At 70.2% G+C, this 13,869-nt stretch carries 11 protein-coding genes; 8 read left to right on the forward strand and 3 right to left on the reverse strand.

Annotation, left to right across the window (positions count from 1 at the left end):
* The first annotated feature begins 32 nt into the window (after positions 1 to 32).
* The 7 genes from Q9G87_RS30925 (at position 33) to Q9G87_RS30955 (ending at position 7,219) form a co-directional block, all read left to right on the forward strand.
* Entirely contained in the window at positions 33 to 698 is a 666-nt protein-coding gene (locus Q9G87_RS30925; RefSeq protein ID WP_305920028.1) for a cell division protein FtsQ/DivIB, read from the forward strand.
* A 335-nt stretch (positions 699 to 1,033) separates the two neighbouring features.
* Positions 1,034 to 2,476, forward strand: coding sequence for a cell division protein FtsZ (ftsZ, locus tag Q9G87_RS30930; RefSeq protein ID WP_305920029.1), 1,443 nt, complete (start codon positions 1,034 to 1,036; stop codon positions 2,474 to 2,476).
* Positions 2,477 to 2,524: 48 nt separating this feature from the next.
* Positions 2,525 to 3,253: a YggS family pyridoxal phosphate-dependent enzyme gene (locus tag Q9G87_RS30935; protein ID WP_305920030.1), complete on the forward strand. Its 729-nt coding sequence runs from the start codon at positions 2,525 to 2,527 to the stop codon at positions 3,251 to 3,253.
* A gap of 140 nt (positions 3,254 to 3,393) precedes the next feature.
* Positions 3,394 to 3,894, forward strand: a complete 501-nt coding sequence (locus Q9G87_RS30940; RefSeq protein ID WP_305920031.1) for a cell division protein SepF — start codon at positions 3,394 to 3,396, stop codon at positions 3,892 to 3,894.
* Positions 3,895 to 3,974: 80 nt separating this feature from the next.
* Complete coding sequence (locus tag Q9G87_RS30945) at positions 3,975 to 4,262, forward strand: YggT family protein (protein ID WP_305920032.1); 288 nt, start codon at positions 3,975 to 3,977, stop codon at positions 4,260 to 4,262.
* A 107-nt stretch (positions 4,263 to 4,369) separates the two neighbouring features.
* Complete coding sequence (locus Q9G87_RS30950) at positions 4,370 to 5,239, forward strand: DivIVA domain-containing protein (RefSeq protein WP_305920033.1); 870 nt, start codon at positions 4,370 to 4,372, stop codon at positions 5,237 to 5,239.
* Positions 5,240 to 5,314: 75 nt separating this feature from the next.
* Positions 5,315 to 7,219 carry a hypothetical protein gene (locus Q9G87_RS30955; RefSeq protein WP_305920034.1) on the forward strand — a complete coding sequence of 635 codons (1,905 nt, stop codon included), beginning with the start codon at positions 5,315 to 5,317 and terminating at the stop codon, positions 7,217 to 7,219.
* Between the two features lie 122 nt (positions 7,220 to 7,341).
* Here the strand turns inward: Q9G87_RS30955 and Q9G87_RS30960 are convergent, their stop codons facing one another.
* Together Q9G87_RS30960 and Q9G87_RS30965 are read right to left on the reverse strand one after the other, a co-directional pair.
* Positions 7,342 to 8,616 (reverse strand): RNA polymerase sigma factor, encoded by a 1,275-nt coding sequence (locus Q9G87_RS30960; RefSeq protein ID WP_305920035.1) that lies wholly within the window; start codon positions 8,614 to 8,616, stop codon positions 7,342 to 7,344.
* A 4-nt stretch (positions 8,617 to 8,620) separates the two neighbouring features.
* Complete coding sequence (locus Q9G87_RS30965; protein ID WP_305920036.1) at positions 8,621 to 8,986, reverse strand: YciI family protein; 366 nt, start codon at positions 8,984 to 8,986, stop codon at positions 8,621 to 8,623.
* Between the two features lie 285 nt (positions 8,987 to 9,271).
* Between Q9G87_RS30965 and Q9G87_RS30970 the strand changes: the two genes are divergently transcribed.
* Positions 9,272 to 10,177 (forward strand): NmrA family NAD(P)-binding protein, encoded by a 906-nt coding sequence (locus Q9G87_RS30970; protein ID WP_305920037.1) that lies wholly within the window; start codon positions 9,272 to 9,274, stop codon positions 10,175 to 10,177.
* A gap of 98 nt (positions 10,178 to 10,275) precedes the next feature.
* On the opposite strand, the gene ileS is transcribed toward Q9G87_RS30970, so the two are convergent.
* Positions 10,276 to 13,422: an isoleucine--tRNA ligase gene (ileS, locus tag Q9G87_RS30975; RefSeq protein WP_305920038.1), complete on the reverse strand. Its 3,147-nt coding sequence runs from the start codon at positions 13,420 to 13,422 to the stop codon at positions 10,276 to 10,278.
* Positions 13,423 to 13,869 lie beyond the last annotated feature (447 nt).

Below are 13,869 nucleotides of genomic sequence, written 5' to 3' on the forward strand. Positions count from 1 at the left end.
AGTAGGTTCGGTGCCGACACGGCAGGAGGGCGATGAAGGCGCGGACGGCGTTCCTGGTGCTGCTGACTGCGGGGGTGGTGGGCACGGCCGCATGGCTGGTGTTCTTCTCGCCCGTGCTGGGCGTGCGCTCGATCGAGATCGTGGGAAATCTCACAGTGCCCAGCGAGCGGATCAAACAGCAGGCCGGGGTGGCGGACCTCCACCCGCTCGCCACGGTCGACCTCGCCGGCGTCCAGAGCCGCGTGCTGGGCATCAGGCAGCTCGCCGGCGCGAAGGTCGACCGGGTCTGGCCGGGCACGCTCAAGATCGAGGTGGTCGAGCGGGAGCCCGTCGCCGTCATCCCCGCCGGCGGCAGGTTCGCCGTCGTGGACAAGCAGGCCGTGGTGATCGAGGTGGCCTCCGCCGCCCCGCCGCTGCTGCCGCTGCTCAAGGTGGACCGCCCCGCCGCGGGCGACCCGGCTTTGATGGCGGCGCTGCAGGTCATCGAGGCGGTCCCGGACGAGGTGGCCCCGAAGGTCAGGCAGGTGCGCGCGGGAACGGCCGAAGGGGTGACTCTGGAGCTGTCCGACGGGCGTTCCGTCGTGTGGGGCGGCCCGGACCGTCCCGAGGAAAAGGGCCGCATCCTGGCCTCGCTTCTCAAACGAGAAAAGGCCACGGTGTACGACGTCAGCTCCCCGGACGTGGTGACCCTGAAGTGATCAAGAGTTGTCAGGGTCTGGCAAGTCCGCGGCAAGGGCATGGCCGAGCCTGTGCGAGGTGGGGGTCGCGGCGTGAGAGCCTAAAGTCGGTGGTTGGGCAGAGGAGAGCTCCGACCAGGCGCGACTTCGGAGCGAAACGGACAGCCCGCGACACGCCGGACGTGCTTGCGGCGCGGTTAGTTGACCCGCCAGGTAGGGGGCTCCTACTGTCCGTATCAATCATCAGGTTGACATAAATCTAAATCTCAACCTGAGGTTGAGAGTTACTCGAACTGACAAAAGCGGAGACAATCCGCACCGAAATGGCAAGTCAACGAGCGGAAAGGCCCCTCGTCGTGGCAGCACCGCAGAACTACCTCGCGGTCATCAAGGTCGTCGGCATCGGCGGCGGCGGAGTCAACGCCGTCAACCGGATGATCGAGGAGGGACTCAAGGGCGTCGAGTTCATCGCCATCAACACCGACGCCCAGGCGCTGCTGATGAGTGACGCCGATGTGAAACTCGACGTGGGCCGCGAGCTCACGCGCGGACTCGGCGCGGGCGCCAATCCCGACGTCGGGCGCAAGGCGGCCGAGGATCATCGCGAGGAGATCGAGGAGGTCCTCAAGGGGGCCGACATGGTCTTCGTCACGGCGGGCGAGGGTGGCGGCACCGGCACCGGCGGCGCGCCCGTGGTGGCCAACATCGCCAGGTCGCTCGGCGCCCTCACCATAGGGGTCGTGACCAGGCCGTTCAGCTTTGAGGGCCGCCGCAGGGCCATGCAGGCCGAGGCCGGCATCGAGACGCTGCGCGACGAGGTCGACACGCTGATCGTGATCCCCAACGACCGGCTGCTGTCGATCTCCGACCGGCAGGTGAGCGTGCTCGACGCCTTCAAGGCGGCCGACCAGGTGCTGCTGTCCGGTGTGCAGGGCATCACCGACCTCATCACCACCCCGGGTCTGATCAACCTGGACTTCGCCGACGTCAAGTCGGTCATGTCCGGCGCCGGCTCGGCGCTCATGGGCATCGGCCACGCCCGCGGCGACGACCGCTCGGTGGCGGCCGCCGAGATGGCGGTCTCCAGCCCTCTGCTGGAGGCCAGCATCGACGGCGCGCACGGCGTGCTGCTGTCCATCGCGGGCGGCTCGGACCTGGGCCTGTTCGAGATCAACGAGGCGGCCCAGCTCGTGTCCATGGCCGCCGCGCCCGATGCCAACATCATTTTCGGCACGGTCATCGACGACGCGCTCGGCGACGAGGTGCGCGTGACGGTGATCGCGGCCGGCTTCGACGACGTGCCGGGTCCGGCCGAGAAGCAGCTGCCGCGGCCGGCCGGCCGCCCCGCCGCGTCGCAGCCTCCCGCGCCGCCGGTGTCCTCGCCCGTACGCCCGAGCGTGTCGTCGCCCAGCGTGAAGTCCGAGCCGCCCCCGCTGCGCCCTGAGCCGCGCGCTGAGGTGCGTTCGGAGCCCCGGCCCGACTTCAGGCCGGAGCCACGTCCCGAGCCCCGTCCTGAGGCTCGTGCGGACTTCCGCCCCGAGCCCAGGAGTGAGTTCAGGCCCGAGCCGCGTCCCGAGCCCGTGCGCCCCATGGAGCCGGTGCAGGCGGTCGCCGAGCAGGACGACGACGAGCCGCCGGCCGACGGGCCGTCCGGCCCGGTCTCGATCCCGCGGCCCGCGCCCGAGCCCGCCAACCCGCCCACGCCCATCACCTCCCGCATGTCGGAGCCCGCCAAACGTCCGCGCGTGATCTTCGAGGAACAGGAAGAGGAACTCGACGTTCCCGACTTCCTCAAGTAGCACGGAGACCCGACGCCGCTCCCCCAGGGATACGGGAGCGGCGCGCTCATGTGCTGCGAGAGCCGAATCGGGAGGGAGACTCACGTGAGAAGGGATGAGATCGCGGCCGGGCTCGCCGAGGTCGACGCACGCATCGCGGCGGCCTGCCGGGCGGTGGGCCGCGACCGCGGCGAGGTCACGCTGATCGCCGTCACCAAGACCCGGCCGGCCGAGGACGTGCGCATCCTGGCCGAGCTGGGCGTGCGCGACATCGGCGAAAACCGCGACCAGGAGGCCGCGTCCAAGGCCGCCGAACTCGCCGAGCTCTCGCTGACCTGGCACTTCGTGGGCCAGCTCCAGACCAACAAGGTCCGCTCCGTCGTCGGGTACGCCGACGTGGTGCACTCCGTGGATCGCCTCAGGCTGGTGGAGGCGATCAGCAGGGAGGCGGTGCGCCAGGGCCGCAACGTCGGGTGCCTGGTGCAGGTCGCGCTCGACGACGACCCGGCCAGGGGCGGGGCACGGCCCGCCGACGTGCTCGAGCTCGCCGACGAGGTGGCGCTCGCCGAGGGCGTGTGGCTGGGCGGCGTCATGGCGGTGGCGCCGCTGGGCGAGGAGCCCGCCAAGGCGTTCGCCAGGCTGCGTGACATCGCCACCCGGGTGCAGGAGCAGCACCACCGCGCCACGATGGTCTCCGCGGGGATGAGCGAGGACCTCGTGGAGGCGATCGCCTACGGCGCGACACACGTGCGGGTCGGTACGGCGTTGCTCGGCCGCCGCAAGCCCTTCGTCAGGTAATGTCCCCTCAAGTGGGTCTTCAGGTCCATGATCAGGTAGAGGTCGATCGGCGGTGAGCTCCAAGGGGGTACGGCTACCGCCTCGGAGCCCGGCGAAGGGTCCCGAGCGAGGGCGACCATGAGCAGGAGGACGACGTAGCGATGGCCGGCGCGATGCGCAAGATGGCGGTCTACCTCGGTCTCGTGGAGGACGACCGCTACGAGAGGTATGAGACCTACCCGGACGATTACGCCTACGAGGACGAGGCGCAGCGGACCGGCGAGGAGCGGGCCGTGGCGGTCCAGGACCGCGACGACGAGCCCGACGCCGGGGTCCCCGCGCCCAGACCCGCCACGACGATCCTAGAGCGCCGCACGACGGACCTGGCCCGGATCACGACCCTCCATCCGCGGACCTACAACGAGGCGCGCACCATCGGCGAGCACTTCCGCGACGGCACTCCGGTCATCATGAATCTGACCGAGATGGTTGACAGTGACGCAAAACGGCTCGTCGATTTCGCGGCAGGTCTTGTCTTTGGCCTACACGGCAGCATTGAACGTGTTACCAACAAGGTGTTCCTGTTGTCCCCTGCCAATGTCGAGGTGACTGCCGAGGACAAGGCCCGAATCGCGGAACGCGGGTTCTTCAATCAGAGTTAGAGTCTCTGTATGTCTATCGCACCCAACCCGGTCTCGCCGAGACCGGACGGGCTCATCAGAAGTGGAGGCGCGGCCGGGCCGTGGGGATCATAGGTCAGATCTTGGTCGTTGTCCTGTCTCTCTACTTGGTGCTGCTCATCGGCAGGATGATCTTTGAGACGGTGCAGGCCTTCGCCCGCCAGTGGCGCCCGTCGGGCGTCGTCCTGGTGGTCGCCGAGGCCACATACACCGCAACCGACCCACCACTCAAGTTCCTCCGCCGTTTCATTCCGCCGCTCCGGTTGGGTACGGTGGCCTTTGACCTAAGCTTCACTGTCCTGTTCATCGTCGTCCTGATCTTGATTCAGATCGCGGGGGCGCTGCGATGACGGGGCCGGTGTGGCGCCGGTCGTGATCCAACTCGTGTCCGCGCTGAAGTGATTCGGGTTACCGTCCCTCCGGACAGACTCCCCAAGCGCGCCAAGGAGACCAAAAAATGCCGCTGACGCCCGCTGATGTGCGGAACAAGCAGTTCAGTACCACCCGGCTGCGGCCGGGCTACGACGAGGAAGAGGTCGACGCCTTCCTCGACGAGGTGGAGGCTGAGCTCGACCGCCTGATCCAAGAAAACGAGGAGCTTCGCGCGAAACTGGCCGAGTGCCTGCGCGGGAAGGTGCCGGGCGGCATGAACATGCCCATGGCCTCGGCTCCGGTTCAAGAGCAGCCCAAGCCCGAGATGATGGCGCCGCCGCAGCCGGAGCCCATGCGGGCCCCCGAGCCGCCGCCGGTGCAGCAGCCGGTCCCCGTGGCCATGAGCATGCCTCCCGCCGAGGACAACATGGACACCGCGGCCCGCGTGCTCGCGCTTGCCCAGCAGACCGCCGACCAGGCGATCGCCGACGCCCGCCGGGAGGCGGACGAGACGGTGACCCGCGCCCGCCGCGAGGCCGACGAGATCCTCACCAAGGCCCGCCGCCAGGCCGAGCAGGTCATCGGCGACGCGCGCGCCCGCGCCGAGACGCTCGAGCGCGACGCGCAGGAGCGTCACCGCCAGGCGATGGGCTCGCTGGTGCAGACCCGCGACGAGCTCGAGCGCAAGGTCGAGGAGCTGCGCAGCTTCGAGCGTGAATACCGCAGCCGGCTCAAGCTCTACCTGGAAAACCAGCTCGCCGAGCTCAACGTCTCGGCCGAGGGCAGCGGTGGGTTCCCCGTCATGACCGGTGGTCCGCAGGGTCAGGCTCCCGCCATGTCGCACGCTGTGCAGGGTGGTCAGCAGCCTCTTCCCGGCAACCCCAACCCGTTCGGCGGCGAGGGCCCGCAGGGCGCCTTCCCCGGCGGTGACGGTTCGCACAACGACCGCCGGTAAAGTAACGGGTCACGGCGAAGGGAGCGGAGCTCCCGAGCCAGTGAGAATAGGACCTGTCACTCGAAAGAGCCCTCTGTGATCCTTATCAGTGCTGGTTTGGTGCTCGCGGCAGTCGTGCTGCTGATCGCGGGCTTCGTACTGGCGAAGCCGTTCCTGATCATGTGGTCCATCGTGGTCAGCGTGCTGTCCGCGCTGTTCCTGGTGATCGGGGCCTTCCTGCGGCGTCACGAGCTTTTCCCCGGTGGTGGGCAGGCCGCTGCGCCGGCCACCCCTCCGGCAGGGCTCCTGCCGCCCGGCTTGCCGTACAACCAGACCGGTCCTGTGGCTCACCAGCCGCCCCCTCAGCAGCCGCGTCCGCAACCGCCGCAGCGGACGGTGACCGTGCCGGCCACCGCCCCGCGCCGCCCCCCGGCAGGCGGCCTCGCGCCGGACGCGATCGTGCTGGTGATCCCCGGACGCAAGCGCTACCACGTGGTCGGCTGCCGCCAGCTGGCCGGGCGGGAGCACGAGGAGCTCACTCACGAGGAGGCACGCGAGGAGGGCTTCACGCCCTGCACGACGTGCCTTCCTGACGCAGCGCTCGGTGGACGGCAGCTGCCGCCTGCCGCCGACCCCGAGCCCGCTGCGGCGCCGCCCTCCGCGTTCGCCGCGGAGAGCCGGGCCCAGACCGCCGCGGAGAGCCGGGCCGAGACCGCCGGGGAGACTCGCGATCTGCGTCCGCCGGTCGCTCCGCCGAAGCCCGACACGAAGGCTTCCACCCCCAGCCCGGAGCCCGCCGCCACCCACGAGGAAGGCGCCGCCGGGTGGTTCGGCAGGCCGGCCGCTGCATCCGCCGGCCAGGCCCACTCCTCCGCCGCCCCTTCGGAATCCGAGGACGAGCAGGCGGAGACGCAGACCTCCATTTTCCGGCCGCCGCCGAACGCGCTCAGGTCCGAGTCGCCATCTTCGGGCGCGACGAGCCGCCCATCGTCCGGCGAGCCGTCACAGGCGTCCGGCACATCACCCGCATCCGGCAGCGCGCCTTCCACGCCTGGTGCCGGGCCCTCCCGGCCCGCTGGCGACGCCCGGACTCCCGCTGATAAGTCCGACACATCCTCCGCCGGCAAGACAGGGACTCCTGCCGCCAAGGGCGGCCCGTCCACAGGCAAGGGCGACACGCCCGCCGACGAGACCGGGCCTGCCGCGGACCGCCCCGGACCGGGCGCGGGCAAGGCCGCGGCGCCCGAGGGCGTGACCGAGCCTTCTCTCCGCCGCCCGGGCCAGCCGGCGCCGTCCACCGGCAAGCCTGACGCGCCCGGGGGTGGACCAGGAGAGACGGTCGCCAACCTCAGGCAACATGGAAGGCCCGTGTGGTCCCAGAGTCCTGCCGAGGACGACGACCCGGGGCCGTCCACGGCTCCACAGCCGCGTGTGCCTTCTTCTGCGACGCCTCCCCGCCCAGGGGGTCCGGGGGCACCGGGAGGGTCTGCTGGATCGTCTCAGCGTCCTTCTGGGGGTCTTTCCGGGGCCGCCAAGATGTTCGGGCCCGCGCAGCCGGAGGAGGAAGTGGTGCTGGAGCGGCCCGCCTCCTCAGCCGAGTCGGAGGCCAAGCCCAAGGGACCGCTGCCCCCGGGGTCCACCGCCTTCGCCAGGTCCTCGAAGGAACGGCCGTCCGGCACGGGCGCCGGGCCAGGCGCGTCCAGCGCGGGTGCGAAGGCCGACCCTCCCAGGACCGGTGCTCCCGCGCAATCGCAGACCTCAGGGGCCAAGACCGAGGCCGCGGGTTCGAAGGGCGGCGACGAGCCTGCCGCCGCTTCCAAGGGCGAGCGCCCCGGCACGGTGAAGGTCATCGTCGGCACGCGCCGTTACCACAGCACCGCCTGCCCGTTGATCAAGGGTGCGGGTGAGTCCGGCGTGGAGACGATGACGCTCGCCGCAGCAGAGGCGGCCGGGCTGACAAGCTGTTCGGTCTGCCAGCACGACCGGGAAACGGTCGCCTGAGCAGCCGCGAAATGCTCGCCCGAGCGACGGCGCCATGAGATGGCAGCAGATCCGCTGCGGTCAGTGGCCGGCCAGGGCGCGCACCAAGCGCCGAACGGCGGCGCGCGCCTCGACGGTTGCGCTCAGGTCAGGTGAGCGCGGACCTCATTGAGCCGTCCGGTCAGGAAGGCGCGTTCCACGTCGTTGTCGGTCATGGCCAGGGCCTCCTCGTACGCCGCGATCGCCTCCTGCCACCGCCCCAGCCGGCGCAGGAAGTCGGCACGGGCCGCGCTGAGGTAGCCGTAGGTGGCCAGCACCGGTTCGTCGAGCAGCGGGGCGAGAGCGGCGAGGCCGGCCCGAGGGTCATCGCGGAAGCCGATCGCGACGGCGCGATTCAACTCGACCACGGGGGACGGCCACAGGTCCCGCAGCACGTCGTACAGCCCGACGATCTCCGTCCAATCGGTGTCTTCCCAGGTCGCCGCCTCGGCGTGCACGGCGGCGATGGCCGCCTGCACGGCGTACCTCGTAGGCGCCTGCCGCAGCGATTGCGCCAGCAGCGCGGTGCCCTCAGCGATCTGCCGGGTGTCCCACCGCGTCCGGTCCTGATCGGCGAGCAGGACGAGGCGGCCGGTGCGGGACAGCCGGGTGTTCCGGCGCGCGTCGGTGAGCAGCATCAGCGCGAGCAGGCCGGCGACCTGGACGTCGCCCCGCAACAGCTGGTACAGCGTGCGGGCGAGGTGGATGGCACCATCCACCAGGTCCTGGCGCACGAGGTGCGCACCGACAGGTGCGGTATGGCCGGTGGTGAACACCAGGTGCACCACGTCCAGGACGGCACTGACCCGCTCGGGAAGATCGGTACGCGCGGGAACCCGGTACGGGATCCGGGCCGTGCTGATCTTCTTTTTGGCACGCGTGATCCGCGCCGCCATGGCGGACTCCTGGACCAGGAACGCCCGGGCCACCTCGGCCGTGGACAGGCCGCACACCAACCTCAAGGTCAGCGCCACTTGCGCGTCGCGGGACAGCGCCGGGTGGCAGCAGGTGAAGATGAGGCGTAGCCGGTCGTCGTCGACCACCGGCGGATCGTCACAGTCTTCCGGCCCGGCCACGACGTCGTCCACGACGAGCGACGGCAGCGCCGATCGGAGCACGGACTCCCGCCGCAGCAGGTCCTTCGCGCGGTTGCGCGCGACGGTGGTCAGCCAGGCGCCAGGCCGGGCGGGAACACCGCTGGTGGCCCAGGTGCGCAGCGCGTGAGCGTACGCGTCCTGCGCGCACTCCTCGGCAAGGTCGAGATCGCGCACGACACGCACCGTCGCGGCGAGCACCCTGGCCCACTCGCGACGGTGCGCCTGCGCGATCGCCTCATTGACGTCGACGTCAGTGGCGGAACCGCGCTCGTGTTCGGTCACGCGGTCAGCTCGCCTCGCGGATCGGCCGGATCTCGACCCCGCTGTGCGCCGCGGACACCTCGGGCAGATTCTCGGCGAGCGCGATCGCCGCGTCGAGGTCCGGCGCCTCCACCAGGTAGTAGCCGCCCAGCACCTCCTTGGTCTCCAGGAACGTCCCGTCGGTCGGCGTGGGCCGGCCACTGACGGTGCCGCGCAGGCAGGTCGCGGTGGTGGATGACTCCAGTTCGTGACCGCCGAGTATCGCGTCACCGGCCGCCGCGGCGAAGGCGGCGTGGCCGGCGTGAAGGTCCTTGATCTCCTCCGGGGACCTCGCCTCCCAGAGTCGCTCGTCCCCGTAGATGAGGAGCAGGTATTTCGCCATCTCAGACATCCAATCGCTCCGAGGCCTGTTTGGCCCGACTACCTATACGACGAACGAGGCGGTCGCGAATCGATGCGCCCTCACCGTATCCGTCGGATCGGGTAACCGGGATATACGTCGACAGGGCGCCCGGCTCGGATTCGGGTGCACCCGACCTTGCGGGTCGGTGGTGACATTCGCTGACGGCCACCATCCCCACCGCTCGGGCGCGGGTACACCTGCTGAAGAAGCGGATCCTGCTGCCCGGCGCACCGCGTCCGGTCCCGCCACATGATGTTCTAAGGAGATCGACTCATGGTCGCCAGCAACCTTGTTCTGATCGCCGGGGCCGGTGGCGTGGGCCGAACAGTTCTCGGCCGCCTGCGTGCGCAGGACGTGCCGGTGCGCGCGATGGTCCGCCGCGACGATGATCGTGCGGCTGAGCTGCGTGCGCTCGGCGCGGAGGTGGTCGTCGGCGATCTGACTCGGCCCGAGAGCGTCGCGGCCGCGCTGGAGGGTGCCGGGCGGATGTACTTCGCGATGCCCGTGTCACCGGACCATCTGCTGGCGGCGACCGTGGTGGCCACCGTGGCGCGGGAGCGCGGGGAGCTGGCCGGCCTGGTCGGCATGTCACAGATGACGGTGTCGCAGATGACGGCCACCAGCACCGCGGAGTCGCACCAACAGCGGCTGCACTGGCTGGCGGAGCAGGTCTTCGACTGGTCAGGCCTGCCAGTGGTGCACATCCGGCCGACGTCGTTCCTGGACAATCCGCTGTTCACCACGCTGGCGGCGCAATCGATCCGGGAGAACGGCACGATCGCGCTGCCGTTCGGCACCGGGCGCACCTCGCCGGTTGCCGTGGACGACGTCGCCCGGGTGGTCGCCACCGTGCTCCGCGACCCGGCTCCGCATGTTGGGCACGTCTACGAGCTGACCGGGCCGCGCACGGTCGACATGACGGAGATGGCCGAGGAGTTCTCACGGGCGTTGGGGCGTCCGGTGTCCTATGTGGACGTGCCGCTGGACCGGTGGCGGGCCGAGGTGCTCGCGAAGGCGGGCCTGCCGCCGCACACCGAACAGCACATCGCCACCATGGCCCGGCTCCACCGCGAGAACCGCTACGATCGCGCCTCCGACGACGTCGAACGGGTGACGGGCGTACCTGCCCAGACGATCGAGGCGTTCGTGGCCGCTCGCAGGGACTTCTACCTGGGCTGAGCCGCGCGGAAAGCTGGACGATGACAGCAGCCCCGGTGGCAGGTACAAGCCGCCGGGCGTAGGGGCGCGCCCGGATGGTGGGCGCGCCCCCGATGCCGTCAGGCGCGGCGGAGGCGGAAGGTCAGGGACAGGTCCTCGTCCACGTGGGACGGCAGGTCGTCCACGGTGCCCTCCGTGATCGTCGTCGCCAGGACCTCCTCAGCCACCACGTGCGGCTCGGCGCGCAGGGCCGCGGCGAGGTCTGGTGACGAGGCGGTCCACCACAGCTCGATCCGGTCCGTGATGGACAGGCCCGTCGCCTTGCGGGCCTCCTGGACCAGGCGGATGACCTCGCGCAGGAGCCCCGCGCGGCGCAGCTCGTCGGTGAGCTCCAGGTCCAGGGCGACCGTCTCGCCCGTGCCGGTGCCGATCGCGCCGGTCTCCACCGCCCAGCCCGTCCGGGGCTGCTCGTTGACGATCACGTCGTCCGGGCCGAGCATGATCTCGCCCAGCTCGTCCGCCTCCACCATGACCGTGCCGCCGGAGCGGAGAGCACGCGCCACCCGCGTCGGGTCGGCGGCGGCCACCGCGGCGGCCACGAGCTTGGTCTGGGAGCCGAAGCGCTTGCCCAGGGCCCGGAAGTTGGGCTTGATCGTGTAGGAGACGAGATCGGCGCTGAAGCCGGACATGTCCTCGATCGTCTGGACATTGAGCTCTTCGGCCACGAGGCCGCGCAGCTCGCCGGGCAGTGACGGCCACCCGTGCGCGCCCACCAGGGCCCGTCCGAGCGGCTGCCGCGTCTTGACGCCCGACGACGCGCGGGCCGAGCGGCCCAGCTCCACCAGGCGCCGCACCAGCGCCATCTGGTCGGACAACACCGGGTTCAGCAGGTCCTCGCGTACCTCCGGCCAGGATGCCAGGTGCACCGAGGAGGGCGCCTGCGGTGAGCGCAGCACGTCCCACAGGTAGTCGGTGACGAACGGCGTGATGGGTCCCATCAGCCGCAGCACCGTCTCCAGGCACTCGTACAGCGTGGCGAACGCATCCTCCGAACCCTGCCAGAAGCGGCGGCGCGAGCGGCGCACGTACCAGTTGGACAGGTCGTCGAGGAAGTCGGCCAGGCGGCGGCCGGCGCGCTGGGTGTCGTATTCGTCCAGCGACGCCGTGACGTCGGCCACCGTGCGGTGCAGCTCGGCCAGCGCCCAGCGGTCGAGCAGCGGGCGCTCGGCCGCCGGCGTGGCCTCGGCCAGCCTGGCCGGCGACCAGGACTCGGCGTTGGCGTAGAGGGTGAAGAACGACGAGGTGTTCCAGAGCGTCAGCAGGACCTTGCGGACGATCTCCTCCAGGGCGTTGTGCCCCACGCGGCGGGCCGCCCAGGGCGAGCCGGAGCAGGCCATGAACCAGCGCAGCGCGTCGGCCCCGTGCTGGTCCATCAGCGGGATGGGCTCCAGGATGTTGCCCAGGTGCTTGCTCATCTTGCGGCCGTCCTCGGCCAGGATCAGGCCCAGGCAGAGCACGTTCTCGTAGGAGGACTGGCCGAAGACGAGCGTGCCGACGGCCATCAGCGAGTAGAACCAGCCGCGGGTCTGGTCGGTGGCCTCGCAGATGAACTGCGCCGGGTAGACGCCCTCGGGCTTGCCGCGCTCGCCCCACTGCGCGAACGGCATCGAGCCGGAGTCGTACCAGGCGTCGATGACGTCCGGCACGCGGCGCGCGAGAGCGCCGCACGTCGGGCAGTCGAAGGTCACGTCGTCCACGTACGGGCGGTGCGGGTCGAGCGCCGAGACGTCCTGGCCGGCCAGCGAGCCCAGCTCCTCCATCGACCCGACGCACGTCACGTGGGACTCGTCCGCCGAGCACACCCACAGCGGCAGAGGCGTGCCCCAGTAGCGCGAGCGCGACAACGACCAGTCGACGTTGTTGCGCAGCCACTCGCCGAAGCGGCCCCACTTGATCGTGTCCGGATACCAATTGGTGTCCGCGTTCTCGGCCAGCATCTGGTCCTTGACCGCGGTGGTGCGGATGTACCAGGACGGGAGCGCGTAGTAGAGCAGCGGCGTGTGGCAGCGCCAGCAGTGCGGATAGGCGTGCTCGAAGTGGCCGCCGCGGAACAGCAGGCCGCGGGCCCGCAGGTCCTCGGTCAGCTCCTCGTCGGCGTCCTTGAAGAACCGGCCGCCGACCATGGGCACGTCGTCGAGGAAGCGGCCGTCGGGGCCGATCGGGTTGACGATCGGCATGTCATACCGCTTGATCACGGCCAGGTCGTCGGCGCCGAAGGCGGGCGCCTGGTGGACCAGGCCGGTGCCGTCCTCGACCGTGACGTAGTCGCCGAGCACCACATAGTGGGCGTCCGGGATGTCGACCAGGTCGAACGGCCGGGAGTAGGTGGTGCGCTCCAGGTCGCGGCCGCTGTAACGGGCCACCTCGGTGACGCCCTCGCCCAGGACCGGCAGCAGCGGCTCGGCGACGACGAGCACCTCGCCGTCCGTGGTGCGGGCCGCGACGTACGTCACGTCAGGGTGCACGGCCACCGCCGTGTTGGACACCAGCGTCCACGGCGTCGTGGTCCACACCAGCAGCGCCGCGCCCAGCTCGGCCAGCGGCCCGGAGGTCACCGGCATGCGGACGTAGACCGATGGGCTGGAGACGTTCTCGTAGCCGCCCGGCTGGCCCAGCTCGTGGTCGGACAAGCCGGTGCCGCAGCGCGGGCAGTAGGGCGTGATCCGGAAGTCGCGGAACAGCAGCCCCTTGTCGAAGACGACCTTCAGCGACCACCACACGGACTCCACGTAGGACGGGTCCATGGTCCGGTAGGCCTGGGACAGGTCGATCCAGTAGCCCATCCGCTCGGTCAACTGCTCGAAGGCGTCCACGTGCCGCAGCACGGACTCGCGGCACTTGGCGTTGAACTCGGCGATGCCGTACGTCTCGATGTCCTTCTTGCCGGACAGCCCGAGTTCCTTTTCCACTCCCACCTCGACGGGCAGGCCGTGGCAGTCCCATCCGGCCTTTCGCGGGACGCTGAATCCGCGCATGGACTTGTAGCGCGGGAACAGGTCCTTGAACACGCGCGCCTCGACGTGATGCACGCCGGGCAGGCCGTTGGCGGTGGGCGGGCCCTCGTAGAAGACCCAGGCGGGATTGCCCGCGTTCTGCTCGATGGAACGCTCGAAGATCTTCCCGTCCCGCCAGCGGTCGAGGACCTCGCGCTCGAGCGCGGGCAGGTCGACCTGCGCGGGAAGAGGGCGGAAGGTTGGGGAAGACATGTCGGGCGGGCCTCCACGCTTGGTCAATATGGCAGGACAAGCGCGAAGGGACGAAGCCGGAACGGCTCCGCGGTACCACCCTTCTTGACCCCGCCCGCAGGGCGAGGCCCTCTTCATTTGATCTGCTGCCGGTTCTAATGAGCTCGCGAGAGCCGTTCTTCCGGCGGCTCCGGGGTGATATCCCTCACAGTCGGGCCCCATCAACGCCTTGCAGTCTCAAACCATAACGCAGAGTGGAGGCAAAGGCTTCCAGGTTTCCCTGGTGAGGCCCTGCGGCGCCACCACAGCTGCCACCACTCCGGTACGGAAGGCGTAAACGGCAACAAAGTTGTGGGAATGGACGCCGCTGAGGAGGAGTTAGATGCGCGAGGCGGGATAGTACGCAGGAGGTAAACCGTCCGGCGGGTCGTTTGCCGTTCCGTTATCAGGATCCTAAGCTGCCCGCAC

Source organism: Nonomuraea turcica (assembly GCF_030718205.1).
Classification (GTDB): domain Bacteria; phylum Actinomycetota; class Actinomycetes; order Streptosporangiales; family Streptosporangiaceae; genus Nonomuraea.